Annotated in this window: 9 protein-coding genes; all 9 read left to right on the forward strand. The window is 37.8% G+C overall.

Annotation, left to right across the window (positions count from 1 at the left end; genetic code table 11):
• Nucleotides 1–138: 138 nt before the first annotated feature.
• The 9 genes from AAGF08_RS03345 (at nucleotide 139) to AAGF08_RS03385 (ending at nucleotide 14,481) form a co-directional block, all read left to right on the forward strand.
• The gene (locus AAGF08_RS03345; protein ID WP_343509564.1) at nucleotides 139–2,562 is read left to right on the forward strand and encodes an ABC transporter permease; all 2,424 of its coding nucleotides are present in this window, start codon (nucleotides 139–141) and stop codon (nucleotides 2,560–2,562) included.
• A gap of 279 nt (nucleotides 2,563–2,841) precedes the next feature.
• Nucleotides 2,842–3,363, forward strand: a complete 522-nt coding sequence (locus AAGF08_RS03350) for a hypothetical protein (protein ID WP_343509566.1) — start codon at nucleotides 2,842–2,844, stop codon at nucleotides 3,361–3,363.
• Complete coding sequence (locus AAGF08_RS03355; protein WP_343509568.1) at nucleotides 3,363–4,196, forward strand: hypothetical protein; 834 nt, start codon at nucleotides 3,363–3,365, stop codon at nucleotides 4,194–4,196. The genes AAGF08_RS03350 and AAGF08_RS03355 overlap by 1 nt, the downstream gene beginning before the upstream one ends.
• A 374-nt stretch (nucleotides 4,197–4,570) precedes the next feature.
• Nucleotides 4,571–4,852: a hypothetical protein gene (locus AAGF08_RS03360; protein WP_343509571.1), complete on the forward strand. Its 282-nt coding sequence runs from the start codon at nucleotides 4,571–4,573 to the stop codon at nucleotides 4,850–4,852.
• An 82-nt stretch (nucleotides 4,853–4,934) separates the two neighbouring features.
• Nucleotides 4,935–5,510 (forward strand): hypothetical protein, encoded by a 576-nt coding sequence (locus AAGF08_RS03365; RefSeq protein WP_343509573.1) that lies wholly within the window; start codon nucleotides 4,935–4,937, stop codon nucleotides 5,508–5,510.
• Nucleotides 5,511–5,745: 235 nt separating this feature from the next.
• Nucleotides 5,746–8,160 carry an ABC transporter permease gene (locus tag AAGF08_RS03370; protein WP_343509575.1) on the forward strand — a complete coding sequence of 805 codons (2,415 nt, stop codon included), beginning with the start codon at nucleotides 5,746–5,748 and terminating at the stop codon, nucleotides 8,158–8,160.
• Nucleotides 8,161–8,278: 118 nt separating this feature from the next.
• On the forward strand, nucleotides 8,279–10,642 hold the full coding sequence (locus AAGF08_RS03375; RefSeq protein ID WP_343509577.1) for an ABC transporter permease: 2,364 nt from the start codon (nucleotides 8,279–8,281) through the stop codon (nucleotides 10,640–10,642).
• A gap of 288 nt (nucleotides 10,643–10,930) precedes the next feature.
• A complete protein-coding gene (locus AAGF08_RS03380) occupies nucleotides 10,931–13,309 on the forward strand; it encodes an ABC transporter permease (protein ID WP_343509579.1) in 2,379 nt (792 codons plus the stop codon).
• Between the two features lie 239 nt (nucleotides 13,310–13,548).
• Nucleotides 13,549–14,481: a DUF4097 family beta strand repeat-containing protein gene (locus AAGF08_RS03385; RefSeq protein WP_343509581.1), complete on the forward strand. Its 933-nt coding sequence runs from the start codon at nucleotides 13,549–13,551 to the stop codon at nucleotides 14,479–14,481.
• Nucleotides 14,482–14,546: the final 65 nt, after the last annotated feature.

The following is a 14,546-nucleotide window of genomic DNA, read 5'->3' on the forward strand; positions in this document are numbered from 1 at the left end:
GGGTTTTCGAAAAGTGGAGAATGATCTCTAACCTTCCGGTTACTTGAAAATAGAGGAAAGAGTAATAAAGAATGAGGTTTGTCGAATGTTGAAAAAAAGAGTTGGAGGATACCTTCCCACCTTTAAACCAAGAATATTATGCTGAAAAATTATTTTAAAATCGCCTATAGAAATCTTCTTAAAAAGAAGGTGTATTCCTTTATCAATATTGTTGGATTGGGGATTGGAATGGCCTGCTGCGTCCTGATTTTTATGTTTGTTCAGGACGAACTTTCCTATGATCAATTCAATGAAAAGGGCGATCGGATTTTTAGAGTTGTTCATGGGTATTTTGGAGAGGATGAACAGGCCAGTAATTCAAGAGAAGACTATTGGGTTTGGGGAAATGCTCCAGTAGGACCTGCTTTGGAATTGGATTTTCCTGAAGTGGAGAAGGTTGTTCGGTTTTCTGGAAAAGGAGATATCTTGTTTACCGTGGGGGAGCAGACTCAACAAGAAGACGGAATTGTCTTTATGGATTCCACCTTTTTTGAGGTTTTTTCATATGAATTGGTGGAAGGAGATCCCAAAAATGCCCTGGTTGCACCCTACAGTGTCGTGCTTTCAGAGTCTACCGCAAGGAAATATTTTGGAGATGAACAAGCCTTAGGAAAAACGTTGAAAGGAAGTGAGGTTGCAGGAAGGGCCGATGCTGGAGATTACACCGTAACTGGGGTGATGAAGGATTTTCCATCCAATTCACATCTTCAGTTCAATACACTACTATCCTTAAGTACTTTTTATCAATCTAGACCAGATGTCTTTGATTCTTGGGGATATGTCGATACCTATACTTATTTTTTGGTCAATGATCAATTTGACCAGCAGGCTTTTGAAGCAAAATTACCGGAATTCATTGCCCGTAGAGCAAGCGAGGAAAACGGTCCCAATTATACCATAGGAATTGAACCGCTGAAAGATGTATACCTCAGATCAGAGGTTCAGCGTCAACCCGGAGAAACGGCTTCTCTTTCTAATATTTATCTGTTTTCAATCATTGGCTTGTTTATCCTTGGGATCGCGATCATCAATTTCATGAATTTATCTACTGCCAGGTCTATGGAACGAGCTAAAGAAGTTGGAATCCGTAAATCTATAGGTGCCGATAAGAATAGCTTAATTTTTCAGTTTTTGGGTGAGTCCTTGGTGATTGTGCTTTTCTCTGCCATTGTCGCAATCTTATTTGTATCTCTAGCTTTGCCTTGGATGAATGACTTGACAGGAAAAGAATTGTTGGTCGGTCGAATCTTAAACTGGCAAACCATTCCTTTCTTTTTCGGAATAGTGCTGTTTGTTGGATTACTGGCAGGTTCTTATCCTGCATTGGTTCTATCTAGTTTCAGACCAGTTTCTATTCTTAAAGGGATCAATAAATCGGACGCCAAAGGAGCAAATCTTCGAAAAGGGTTGGTGGTTTTTCAATTCAGTCTTTCGATCGCTTTGATTGCAGGTACCATCATCGTCTACAATCAGATGAGTCACTTACTAGAAGAGGACATGGGCTTTGACAAGGAACAAATGCTGGTGGTGGATTATAACTATGACGAGCAAGTCAATAATGTCTCCTCTTCTTTGGAAAATGAGTTGGAGAAAAACCAACAAATAGCATCCGTCGCCTTTTCTAGAAGTGTCCCAGGAAGTCATTTCCCAAATGCTTATACGACGATTGAAAATCCAGCTGGAGAGATGGTGGGTGAGGGACAGGCAATATTCCAGGTTGGATTGGATTTTATTGACCATTTTAATCTGGAGTTAATCGCAGGAAGATCTTATAGCCGTGATTATCCATCAGATTCCACTTCTGCTTTAGTAATCAATGAAGCAGCAGCAAGACAATATGGTTATGCCAATCCAGCAGATGCAGTGGGAAAGAAATTCGATCAGTGGGGAAGAGCTGGGGAAGTAATTGGGGTGGTCAAAGACTTCAATTACATTTCTCTTCATAACAAGGTTGAACCCTTGACTTTGCCATTTGAGGCTTATGCAAGCAGGTATATGAGTCTAAAATTGAAAACCGAAGATCTCCCCGGTACCTTGGCTCAAATTGAAAGTGTCTGGAATCAATTGGCACCTCATCGGCCTTTTATTTACAGCTTTTTGGATGAGGACTTTAATCGCCAATATGAATCCGACTTTCGGTTCAGACAGATTTTTACCACATTTTCTATATTGGCGATATTCATTGCCTGTTTGGGATTATTAGGATTAGCCACTTACACTGCAGAACAGCGGACCAAAGAAATCGGGATTAGAAAAGTACTAGGTGCCGACACTGGAAGTATTGTGGGTTTGTTGTCCAAAGATTTTGTCAAACTGGTATTGATTGCGATTCTTGTCGCTACTCCTGTAACCTGGTATGGAATGAATCAGTGGTTGGAAGGTTTTGCGTATCATGTTCCGGTTCACTGGTGGGTATTCCTGGTTTCAGGGGTATTAGCGGTTATTGTAGCATTGATAACTATAAGTTTTCAGGCCATTAAAGCAGCGATGATGAATCCAGTGAATAGTTTGAAGAGTGAATAGTGAAATATAAAGTATGGAGTAAGAAGTATGAAAAAATGAGAATTCTGAAGTGATACTGAATTTTGAAATCTTATTTTTTAGGCCTTAGTGAATGCGTTCTATATAATCATTAAGGTTCTTGATCAAAATCTTCTCAGCCTTCTGGGGTGGTTAAACGAAATCCCTAATTTGGTTACCACAACATCAAAAAATCTGTAGATAAATGCGGTATTAACCAAATAGCCAGGAAGGAATAGGGTTTAAACTAAGTTTGCAAGCCATTTGAATAAATTAAACTAAATGAACAAATCATTTTTTACGATAATAGTACTACTCTCATTTTTTTTGAGTTGTCAATCCGAAAAGAAAGTTGACGATAAAGAAAAATATTTACGTTGGGTTGGGGACATTGAACCAAATGACCAACTAGACAAAACAGAGTTTATAGTTTGTAACGGAGAAGATAATATTTTTCAATATTTCAATTTGGGAGAAGGACCTGTTTATAAGGGAGAAAAATCGAAAATTTTAAACACGTTCAAATCAAAGTATCGACCAATACCAGACAAAAATCAAAATGGACTAATCAGAATACGATTTATTATAAACTGTGAGGGAAAAGCAGGGAGATTTAGAATTTTGCAATCTGATTACGATTATCAAGAAAAAGAGTTTGAAAAAGAAATCGTTTCTCAACTGCTAGACATAACTAAAGGAATTGAAAATTGGGAAGTTTTAAAACGAGATAATGTACCAGTTGACTATTATATGTATCTAATAATCAAAATTACAGACGGACAATTAGCAGAAATCTTACCATAATGAGATATTTTAACTTTTTAATCGTACTGTTTTCATTTTCAAGTACGTTCGCCCAACGGAATTGCGAAGCTTACAAGTATAATAGAGATACTTTAAAATACGAAGCTTGTAAAAAAGCAATGGAAATTAAAGGTTACTATCAATTCAGTAGGGAATACCAATCTGTATTGGATGAATCAATTGAAATTGACCCAACATTCGACTACGCTTATTGGGCAAAATCCATTGCTTATCTAAAAAGTGGAGATTTTGTGACTTGGAAAAAACTCATTGATAAAGCTGTTGAATTAAATCCTAAAGAATATTTAGGATATAGAGGTTGGTGTCGTTACCAATTTTTCAGGGACTATAAAGGAGCCATCAAAGACATTGAAAAGTTGGATAGTTTGGTGGATTATGATATTGGACAATCTCAAAACGGAACATACCATTTGAATATTGCTAAAGGCTTGTGCTTTAAAGCCATTGGCGAAAAAGGAAAGGCAATAGCTATTTTAGAAAAGCAAATTAACCAAAACGAAGAGGAAAATATCGTAGGAGCATATGATTACCTACATCTTGGAGTTCTTTATTTGGAAACTGAAAATTACGAAAAGGCAGTTGAGATATTTATTAAGCAATCGGAAATCAATGAATTAGCAGAAAATCAATATTATTTGGCCATGACTTATCTAAAAATAGATAATCCTGTTGGATATAAATCCTGTTTGCAAAAAGCAAAAGAACTTTACATTGAAGGAAGAAAAATGTCCGACCCATATTCAAATCCATTGGACAAAATATTTTTAGAAGATATAGAAAACGAAATAAAAATGGCCTACAACAACTCCTGAAATAATGCACTTGTGGAAGCCTAAAAGTCTAGATCGTTTTCTTCAATCACCTATACAAAACCTTCGCTGTGGCATTTCCCATTAATTCATGGTCTTGCCCCACATTTGGTACGGTTTCGAGTTGTAAAGGATAGCCTGGCTCCAATTGCGCTACCCGATTTATTGATTTGGCCTCAGGCGGACAAAATCGTCCGAAGAATTTTGAAAAAAGTTAGTAGAAATATGTTTTTGAGCAATTTAGAGGGTTTATTAATGGCATGGAAGTGGATTATAGATTTTGGAGATTATTGAATTTGAAAATAATCTCCAGCGAATTATTTAAAGCCAAACCACAATTGATGCATCAAAAATTTTACACTTAAACCTTTTTAGTCATGAGTCACATTGCGATTCCTATTCCGACTTTTCCTGGTAAACAGGATATAGAAATCCAGGTCATTATTAATAACGAAGTGAAGTCTCTTCATTACAAAGTGGAGTTGTTTTATTGGGATGATTGCGCCAATCCTAAAGGTCACCGCGCTGATTGCATTTCAGACATGCTTGCTCATCATGACCCCAACTGGACGGTATATTATATTGGAGCTCCTACAGATAAATTTGTTCCAATTACATTCGTCAGTAAGGAGAGCAAAAAATGGATGCAGGTCCATTAATGTTTTTGAAATAGAAGGATTTTAAGCAGTTTCTGAACTTTTGAAGGGGTTTTTACTTTAGAATGGAAACCTTTCCAAAAGGATGCACACACTTGAACCTTACTACAACTGGAGAAACATATACACCGCGGCTGAAGATCAGAGATCTCCATTTTTTGGCTATGAAAACAGTGAAGTTTACTTTACTGATCAGATTTACAATTACCTCATTCATCCTCAGTGGGACAATTTTGGGAGCGAAACGCTTTATTTAAAAGTGCTCTTTGCAGATTATAACCAAGGGTTTGCTATCATCGAATTGCTTGGAGAATGGAACGATCTTTTAAACAATGATATCATGACTTTGAAGAGAGATGTCATTGAGCTGATGATCAGTGAGGGGATCAATAAATTCATTCTTATCTGTGAGAATGTATTTAATTTTCATGCGGATATGGAATCTGGAGATTACTACGAAGAATGGCAGGATGAGCTTGAAGAAGGTTGGATAGCCGTCTTAAATATGCGGGAGCATGTTCTAGAGGAAATGAGCAAATTTGGAATTGATCATTATTTGGTAATGGGAGGGAAGTTGAATGATGTTTCCTGGAGAACCAAGCATCCAAAACAATTATTTAGCCTTATTGACGAACAGGTTACAAGAAGATTGGGGTGGTAATAGGATGATTATCAATCAAGTTGATTTTTGACCGAATACGAACGAAATCGTCCGAGGAACTAGAGACTAATTACAGTAAAAACGCTCCTTATGCATACTGAAGGCTGTTTTTCTTGGCATAATTGTAGGAATAGGTATTATGTACTTTGCTACGAATGTCTTTGGAAAGATTCATAAATGAGTGAATAAAATCCAATAATTTCCGAAACTGCAATTATTAAATATCAACTCGTACATGTGGCGAAACAATTTTAAACTCTCTTTTAGAAACCTGATAAAATACAAATCGCTAACAGTCATTAATGTATTTGGGATGGCCGTGGGCCTGGCTGCTTGTATGCTAATTGGACTCTTTGTATTTGATGAGTTGGCTTATGATCAAGAGATCAAGGATTCGGAGCGAATCTACAGGATCGCTTTAGAAACCAGCGAAAGTAAATGGGCTGGAACTCCTGGACCACTTGCTGAGGCGATAAAAAATGACCTTGAGGAAGTAGAAAACTCCACTCGAATCATGAAGTTTCCTGAGCTAGATCAAATGCTATTGAAAAGTGAGAAAAATGGGGAAATAACCCAATTTTACGAATCAAATGGCTACTATGTAGACTCCACATTTTTTGAGGTGATCGATTACCCTTTGCTAAGTGGCAGCAAGGAAAATGCGCTAAAAACACCAAATTCTATCGTGCTTTCAGCTTCTTTGGCCAATAAATTCTTTGGAGATTCAGATCCAATCAACCAACCCATTTCCGTTGGCTTGCCTTTTGGAGATTTTGATTATACTGTGACGGGGGTTTTTGAAGACAAAGGACGAAGATCTCATATCGATGCGAATTTCTTCCTTTCGATGGAGAATAATGACATCGGCAATGCAGTCAAGCGAATGAACAATTGGGCTGCAAATAACATATTTTACACCTATGTGAAATTACAACCTTCGGTAGATCCGGATACTTTTGAAGCCAAACTTCCTGCCTTTTTTGATAAACATGGAGCAGCAGATCTGAAGGCAATGGGGGTAGAAAAAAGTTTGTTTCTGCAGCCTTTGGAGGATATTTATCTTCACTCAAGGATAGAATATGAACTCGGCACGACCGGTAATATCACGACCTTGTATGTTTTTAGTTTGATCGCTTTTTTCATTCTTTTAATCGCATGCATCAATTTTATGAATCTGGCTACTGCGAGATCAGAAAAGCGATCTAAAGAAGTAGGAATAAGAAAATTGCTTGGAGCACAAAAGGGTGCTTTAGTCCAGCAGTTTCTGGGAGAGTCCATTATGGTTTCCTTATTTGGATTGATTATGGCTTTTCTGATTGCCTCGCTTTGCATGCCATTTTTCAACCAGTTGACTGGGAAAGAATTAGATCTATTCCAGCGTACACTTCCTTTGGTTTCTATTTTCGGATTGGCACTAATTGCTGGGTTATTGGCAGGAACCTATCCGGCATTTTTTCTATCTGGATTTACTCCAAGTTCTGTTTTGAAAGGGAAATTTAAAGGGAAAGTTTCTGGAGTTTCCTTACGACAAATATTGGTTGTTTTTCAATTTGCAATTTCTTCCTGTTTGATTTTGATGGTTCTGGTGATGAAGAACCAATTGGATTTTGTTCAAAAACAAGACTTGGGCTTTGCTAAAGATCAACAATTAATTTTGCCACTTCAAAGTGAAGAAGCTGTTGGGAAATATGAAGTTTTAAAAGCGGGCTTGCTTCAGGATTCCAAAGTGAAGTCTGTAACTATTGCTACCACTTACCCGGGAGTAGAAAGTATCGAAAGCATGCTGTACTATGCAGAGGGGCAGCCAAAGGATAACTTGGTAAATATCACCAATGCCTTTGTGGGAGATGATTTTGTAGAGACTTTGGGCTTTACCTTATTGGAGGGAAGAAGCTTTACGGAGGAATATACAGCAGACTTAAGCCAGATCATTTTGAATGAATCTGCTGTGAAATCTTTAGGATATGAAACCTCAGATGCGGTTGGTAAGAAGGTGTTTTTTGACTGGGGTGGGGAGCAAGTGAGCTACGAAATTGCTGGAGTTGTTAAGGATTTTCATTTCCAAAGTCTGCATAAACAAATTCAACCGTATGCCTTCATCAATCAGGATAATGGTGGATATCTCATCGCAAATTTCGCTGGAAGTGATGCTTCTCAGATTTTGGCAAACGCCGAGTCCATTTGGAAAGAATCCAGTATTAATGAGCCCTTTGTGTATTCATTTTTGGATCAGGATTTCCAACGTAATTATGAAAAAGAAGAGCTTTCCGGTAAAATGATTATTGGTTTTGCTTTATTGGCGATTTTTATTGCCTGCTTGGGATTATTTGGTTTGACGGCATTTATGACTGAGCAGCGAACCAAGGAGATTGGTATAAGAAAGACCATGGGCGCGACTGATTGGAGCATCATGACTTTGCTTTCAAAGGATTTTGCCAAGACAGTGCTTCTAGCTATTTTGATTTCTATCCCTTTAAGTGTCTATCTAGCAGATACATGGCTAGAGAATTTCGCATTTAAAATCGAATTGAAGTGGTGGTATTTTGGTGTGACAGGATTGATAGCCTTGATGATTGCAATGATCACGGTGAGTTTTCAGTCGGTTAGGACCGCATTGATGAACCCAGTGGAAAGTCTGAAAAGTGAGTGAAAAAGTTTGAAGTACGAAGTAAAAAGTACCAAGTTTCAAGGGCAAAGAATCGAGAGATCAGAGAATAAAGATTGAATTACAATTAATGCCAATTTTTCAATTTTAAACTAAATCAATCATGTGGAGAAACTACCTAAAAATCGCTTGGAGAAATATCAGTAGAAGCAAAGGATATTCTTTTATCAATATTGGTGGATTGGGAATTGGGATGGCAGCATCCATCTTGATTCTTATTTGGGTACAGTTTGAAGTTTCTATTGATAGATTCCATGAAAATTCTGATCGGATCTATGCTGTTTGGAGGACTTCCGAATTTGAAGGTGAGCTAATGAGTTGGGATTATACTCCAGCGCCTTACGCTCCAACGCTAAAAGAAGAATTTCCTGAAGTGGAGGAGATCGCCAGAATTACAGAATGGGATCCAATGATTTTTTCTGTTGGTGAAAAAAGGTTTTCTGAACAGCCTACATTTACAGATCCCGGATTTTTTAAAATCTTCAGTTTTGAGGTGTTAGAGGGCGATCCGGTGGAAGCTCTTTCCGCTCCAGACAACATTGTGTTGACGGAGTCAGTAGCCAACAAACTTTTTGGAGAAACATCTGCTCTTGGTAAATCTGTTAGAGTTGAGGATCAGTTGGATTTTGAAGTCAAAGCAGTTATCAAAGACTTGCCTGAAAATACCTCCTTTTCTTTTACAGCATTTATTCCTTTCAAAAAACTGGAAGCTATGGGTTGGGTGGATGATTTTTGGGGAAATAACTCCATGAGAACCTTTGCTATGCTAACTGAGGGTACTGATATCAATCTTTTTAATGAAAAGTATAGCGACTTTTCAAGGAAATATGGAGGCCTAGAAGATGAGATTTCTGACTTTCTTTTTCCGGTCAAAGACCTTCACCTTTATTCAAAATTTGAAAATGGTCAGTCTGTTGGTGGAAAGATTGAATTGATCCGAATGTTCGGAATTGTTTCAATTCTAGTGTTGGTGATTGCTGGGATCAATTTTGTGAATTTGAGTACGGCTCAAAGTGAGAAACGATCCAAAGAGGTGGGAATTCGCAAAATTTCCGGAGCAGGTAAAAATATGCTAGTTGGACAGTTTCTGGCGGAATCCATTTTGATTGCCCTTTGTGCTTATCTTGTGGCATTGATCATATTGTCCATTTCATTTCCATGGTTTACCAATTTGATCGGTCAGCAACTGGCAAACCCTCTTTACCAACCCTATTTCTGGATTTTATCTTTTGTTTACATCCTGTTTGTCGGGGTTTTAGCAGGAAGCTACCCGGCATTCTTGATGAGCTCCTTTAACCCAACGGTTATTTTTAAACCAAAAATGGGAGCTAGAAAAAGCTTCGGAGTTAAACCGAGGGAAGTATTGGTGGTGTTCCAATTTGCTGTAGTTGTAGCATTGATTTCCAGTGTTTGGATCATTCGTGATCAGGTGGAATATGTCCAGAATAGGGATATGGGAATGAATGAGGAGAATTTGATTTTTCATCAAGTGACTGCATCCATTAGGAAAAATAAATTGGCGATGAGGAATGAACTTTTGGCCCTACCCGAAGTGGAAAGTGTGACCTACACCTTCTCACCATTGACTGAAATTTACAGTGATACTAATATGATGGATTGGCAAGGTAAAGATCCAGACTATAGGCCATCGATCTACAGAATGGGAGAAGATGCAAACTTGGTCGAAACCGCCGGAATGGAATTGATTTCAGGTCGTGACATTGACATTTTTACCTTTGCCAGTGATAGTATGGCAGCTATAATCAACGAAAAAACCGCAGAGATCATGGGGTTTGAAGACCCAATTGGACAAATCATTAAAGACGATGAGTTGGAGTTTACAGTAGTGGGAGTGGTCAGGGATTTTATCATGGAATCTCCATTTGAAGAGGTAAAACCTATCGTTGTGATGGGTCCCAAAAAGAACCTGAATTTTATTCACATTCGCTTAAAGGACAATCAGAATATGGCAAGTTCTCTAGCTAGTGTGGAACAAGTATTTGCAAAGTTCAACTCTGGTTCTCCTTTTGAATACAAGTTTGTAGACCAGGAAAATGAACAAAAATTTCAATCCCAAAAAAGGACTGCTTCTCTAACTTCTTTATTTTCTGGATTAGCTGTTGTGATTTCCTGTATGGGCTTGTTTGGTTTGGCGACATTCATTGCTGAAAGTAGGAAAAAAGAGATTTCTGTTCGAAAGGTATTGGGAGCTTCCGTTTCCAATCTGGTAGGCTTACTCTCCACAGAATTTGGGAAATTGGTAACGATATCCGTAATCATTGGGATTCCACTTTCCTGGTATTTTATGAAAAACTGGTTGGATACTTTTGAATACCGAACTACGATTGATTGGAAAATATTTTTACTTACAGGTATTATTACCTTGTTTATTGCCTTGATTACCGTGAGTTCCCAGGCTATCAAAGCAGCTTTGGTCAATCCAGCTAAGACCTTTAAAAGCGATTAAGAAATTATTTGTTTATAAATTGGTTTCTTTTTCAATTCCAAAAAAGATGAAAAAGCTGGTCAAATAAGGTGCTAAGTTTCTTCATTTAATTTTAAGAAAGATAAAGACTTTTTTAATTTATAATTACTTGTATTACAGATTCTTAACTTAATTCACAGCGATAATAAACTTAATAAAAGGGTGTTATTTTTTTGTAACCTATTTCATTAGATCTGCATCTAACAGGTTATGCTAAGAAACTACATAATCCTCGCCTGGAGAAATCTTAAAAGGAACAAATCCTTTAGCTTGATCAATATCCTTGGACTTGCTGTCAGCATGTCCGTTTGTCTCCTCATTATTATGATCCTGATGGATCAATATAGCTACGATACCTATCATAGTAAAAAAGACAGAATCTATCGGGTACATACCACAAGGTATCAACAAAATAATGGGGAATCGGCAAGTTCAGCGTTGCCTTTAGCTGAGAAGCTGAAAAGTGAATACCCAATTATTGAGGAAGCCGCCGCAATCAATAAAGAAATAGGTGGAGATATCATCTATGAGGAAAAATTTGCTACTGGAGGTGGATATTTTGCTGATGGGAATCTCTTTAAAATCCTTGATTTTTCTTTTAAAGAAGGAGACCATAATACGGCTTTAAATGAGCCTTATTCCCTAGTCATTACTTCAGATATGGCGGAAATCCTTTTTGGAAATGAATCTGCATTAGGGAAGACAGTAGCTTTTCATGACAAGGATATCAAGGCTACCGATATCGAGGAAGGAAATATAGAAACTGATTTCGGCTATTTTACCATAACGGGAGTTTTAAATCCTAACCCAGGCAAAACACATCTGCCTTTCAAACTATTGGCGTCATTGAGTACAATGAAGTCATTACCTGAGGGTTCTTTATTTTTAGCACAGGATAACTGGGATAATGTCTGGACAAATTATACATATGTTCTTTTAAAAGAAGGTCAAAAGAAAAAGGATTTACAGGCGAATCTAGATAAGGTGTCAGAAGAAATTTATGGGGATAAGTATGAAAATAAGCACTCTTTTAAGGCAGTAGGTCTGAGAGAAATTACCCCGATAGGTATTATTGGTAATACGACTCATGTATCTATTCCCAAAATAGTATTGTTGATATTGTCGGTTTTGTGTCTGATCGTCATGTTTTCAGCTTGTTTGAATTATACCAACATGTCTGTAGCACGATCCCTTACCAGAGTAAAAGAAGTTGGAATTAGAAAGGTTTCAGGAGCGAATAAAAGACAGATTTTTGCCCAGTTTATCACAGAAGCGGTGGTTATTTCTCTCTGTTCCTTATTCTTTGCATTTCTAATGCTTCAGATTCTGGAAAGTGGAGTTGATGGCCTGACTTTTAATCAGTATCTCAAAATTTCTTTCAAACAAAGCATTTGGGGTATCCTGATTTTTATTGGTTTCAGTATTTTGGTTGGTGTTGTCGCTGGTTTATTGCCGGCAACTTACGTAGCAAAACTAAATCCCGTCAACCTATTCAATAAACTCAGTGGGGTTCGACTATTCAAAAGAATGGGTTTGAGGAATGTGTTACTTGTGACCCAATTTTCAATCTCACTCATTTTTATTATTTCAGTGGTTTTGATTCAGTCTCAGGCTAAACATATACTGAATTTTGATTATGGATTTGAGAAGGAAAATATCGTTACTGTTAAGCTTTTCAATGCAGAAAACTACCCTCGATTTGCGCAGGCGCTGAATTCCAATCCAGCTGTTTCCTCGGTTGGAGGAACCTCTTTAATTCCTGCTGGAGGATGGAATTTTGGAACAGAAGTGATCAATCCAGATTACCCCCTTGACAGTTTGCAAACCAACTATTTTGATATCAACAGCGGGATAATAGATGTCTTGGATTTAGATTTGGTTGCTGGCAAAAACATTCCTGAAGAGGGAAGTGATAACCTCATTTTAATCAATGAATTTGCCGTAAAGAATTTTAATTTGGGAAGCAGTGAAGAAGCTGTAGGTAAGCAACTTGCTGTCGAAGACGAGGGGGATTTTAAAAATGTGCAAATTGCTGGTGTGGTCAAAGATTTTCAGTTCCTATCTCCAGATAGATCCATGGAAAGTCTGGTTTTGCGAAATAGAAATGATGCGTTGGGATTTGCTTTGGTGAAAGTTTCCGGAGCAAATCAAGCTCAGACTTTAGCTTCTTTGGAAGCAACCTGGAAAGAAGTGAATCCTGATTCAAAATTTTCATACAAATACCTAGATGAAGAATTGCTCTTTATACATCAGGTATTGGGAGATGTGATAGCTGTAATTGGACTCATTTCATTTTTGGCCATCTTCGTTTCTTGTTTGGGATTATTGGGAATGGCTACCTATACCGCACAAACTCGAATCAAAGAGATTGGAATTCGGAAGACTTTGGGTTCAAGTATTTCCCAGATTATATTCTTGCTTTCCAAGGGCTTTTTGAAATTGCTTGGTATAGCCATTCTTTTGGCAGTTCCTGCAGCCTATTTCATCAATAATGCTTGGTTGGAATTCTTTGCCTCCAGAATCAGCATTGGAGTGGTACCTGTAGGAATTGGCGTTGGGGTAATTCTCTTGATCAGTATTGGGATTATATTTTCCCAGGCCTTCCGGGCAGCTGTAATCAATCCTATAGAAAGTTTGAAAAATGAATAATCAGAAGCTGCTTTGGTGATTTAAAAAATTTTATATCTAGACAGCTTAAAGTTGACTCAACACAGACAAATTATATTGCCCAAAAACGGACAATGCTGTACGAATAAAACGCTGTAGATTATGTGAAAAATGGCTTAGAAGCTTAGATTAAGGGATTTTGATTGGCATCAATTTGGAAATAAAAAGATTAGGAACAATCTTTTGAAAACGTATCAATCAACTAATTTAATTTACTAATCATGGAAACAGGAATGAATCTGAAAGCAGTGTTTTTAATGATCCTAATGATTTTTTCATTAGACTCTTTTGCTGCAGAACCTTATTTGAAGAAGCAGTTTCAGGTCTCAGGAAATGCTATGTTGGATGTAGAGACTTCTGGAGCAAGTGTTTCTGTCACCGGTGGAAATGGCAATAAAATAGTGGTAGAGATGTTTGTGAAAAGGAATGGGCAAGAAATGAGTCCAGGAAATGCTGAAGTGGACAGATTATTGGAGAATTATTCTATCACCATCGATCAAAGTGGAAACACAGTTTCTGTCAAAGTGAAGGGCAAAAACAATATGAATTGGAAACGTGGGGAGCGACTTAACCTTTCTTTTAAGATCATGGCACCTACAGAGGTCTCTTCCGAATTTCAGTCCAGTGGAGGTTCTATCTCAATTTATGGGGTTCAGGGAAACCAAAATGCATCCACCTCTGGTGGTAGTATCCGAGTGGCCGAATCGGGAGGGAAAGTGAATACCCGAAGCTCAGGTGGGTCTTTTTCTTTGGAAGAATTTATAGGAGATGTAGATGTTGAAACCAGTGGTGGGGCAGTAAAAATTGATGGAATGACGGGGATGCTAAGTGTGAGAACTTCTGGAGGAAGTGTAAGCATTGAAAATATTTCCGGAGGGATCAATGCTAGTACTAGTGGAGGCTCTATCCGCGCGAGCTTGTTGAGGATTGATGAAGATTTGAATTTCAGAACCTCAGGTGGGAGTGTTACCGCCATGATTCCTGAAGGACTTGGATTGAATCTTAACCTAAGAGGAGGAAGAGTAAACACCAAACTTCCCAACTTCGATGGTGAAATCAAACGTGATTTGATTGTAGGAAAATTAAATGGAGGAGGCCCCGAACTGAATATGGAAAGCTCCGGTGGAAGTATCAACCTTGAGTTTATCAATTAAGTATCTCAAATTAAAGTCTACAAATAGATAGTCTGCAGGCGAACAAATTTGTCCGCATAATTTTA

The organism is Algoriphagus sp. SE2, from assembly GCF_039563885.1.
In the GTDB taxonomy this organism is placed as follows: domain Bacteria; phylum Bacteroidota; class Bacteroidia; order Cytophagales; family Cyclobacteriaceae; genus Algoriphagus.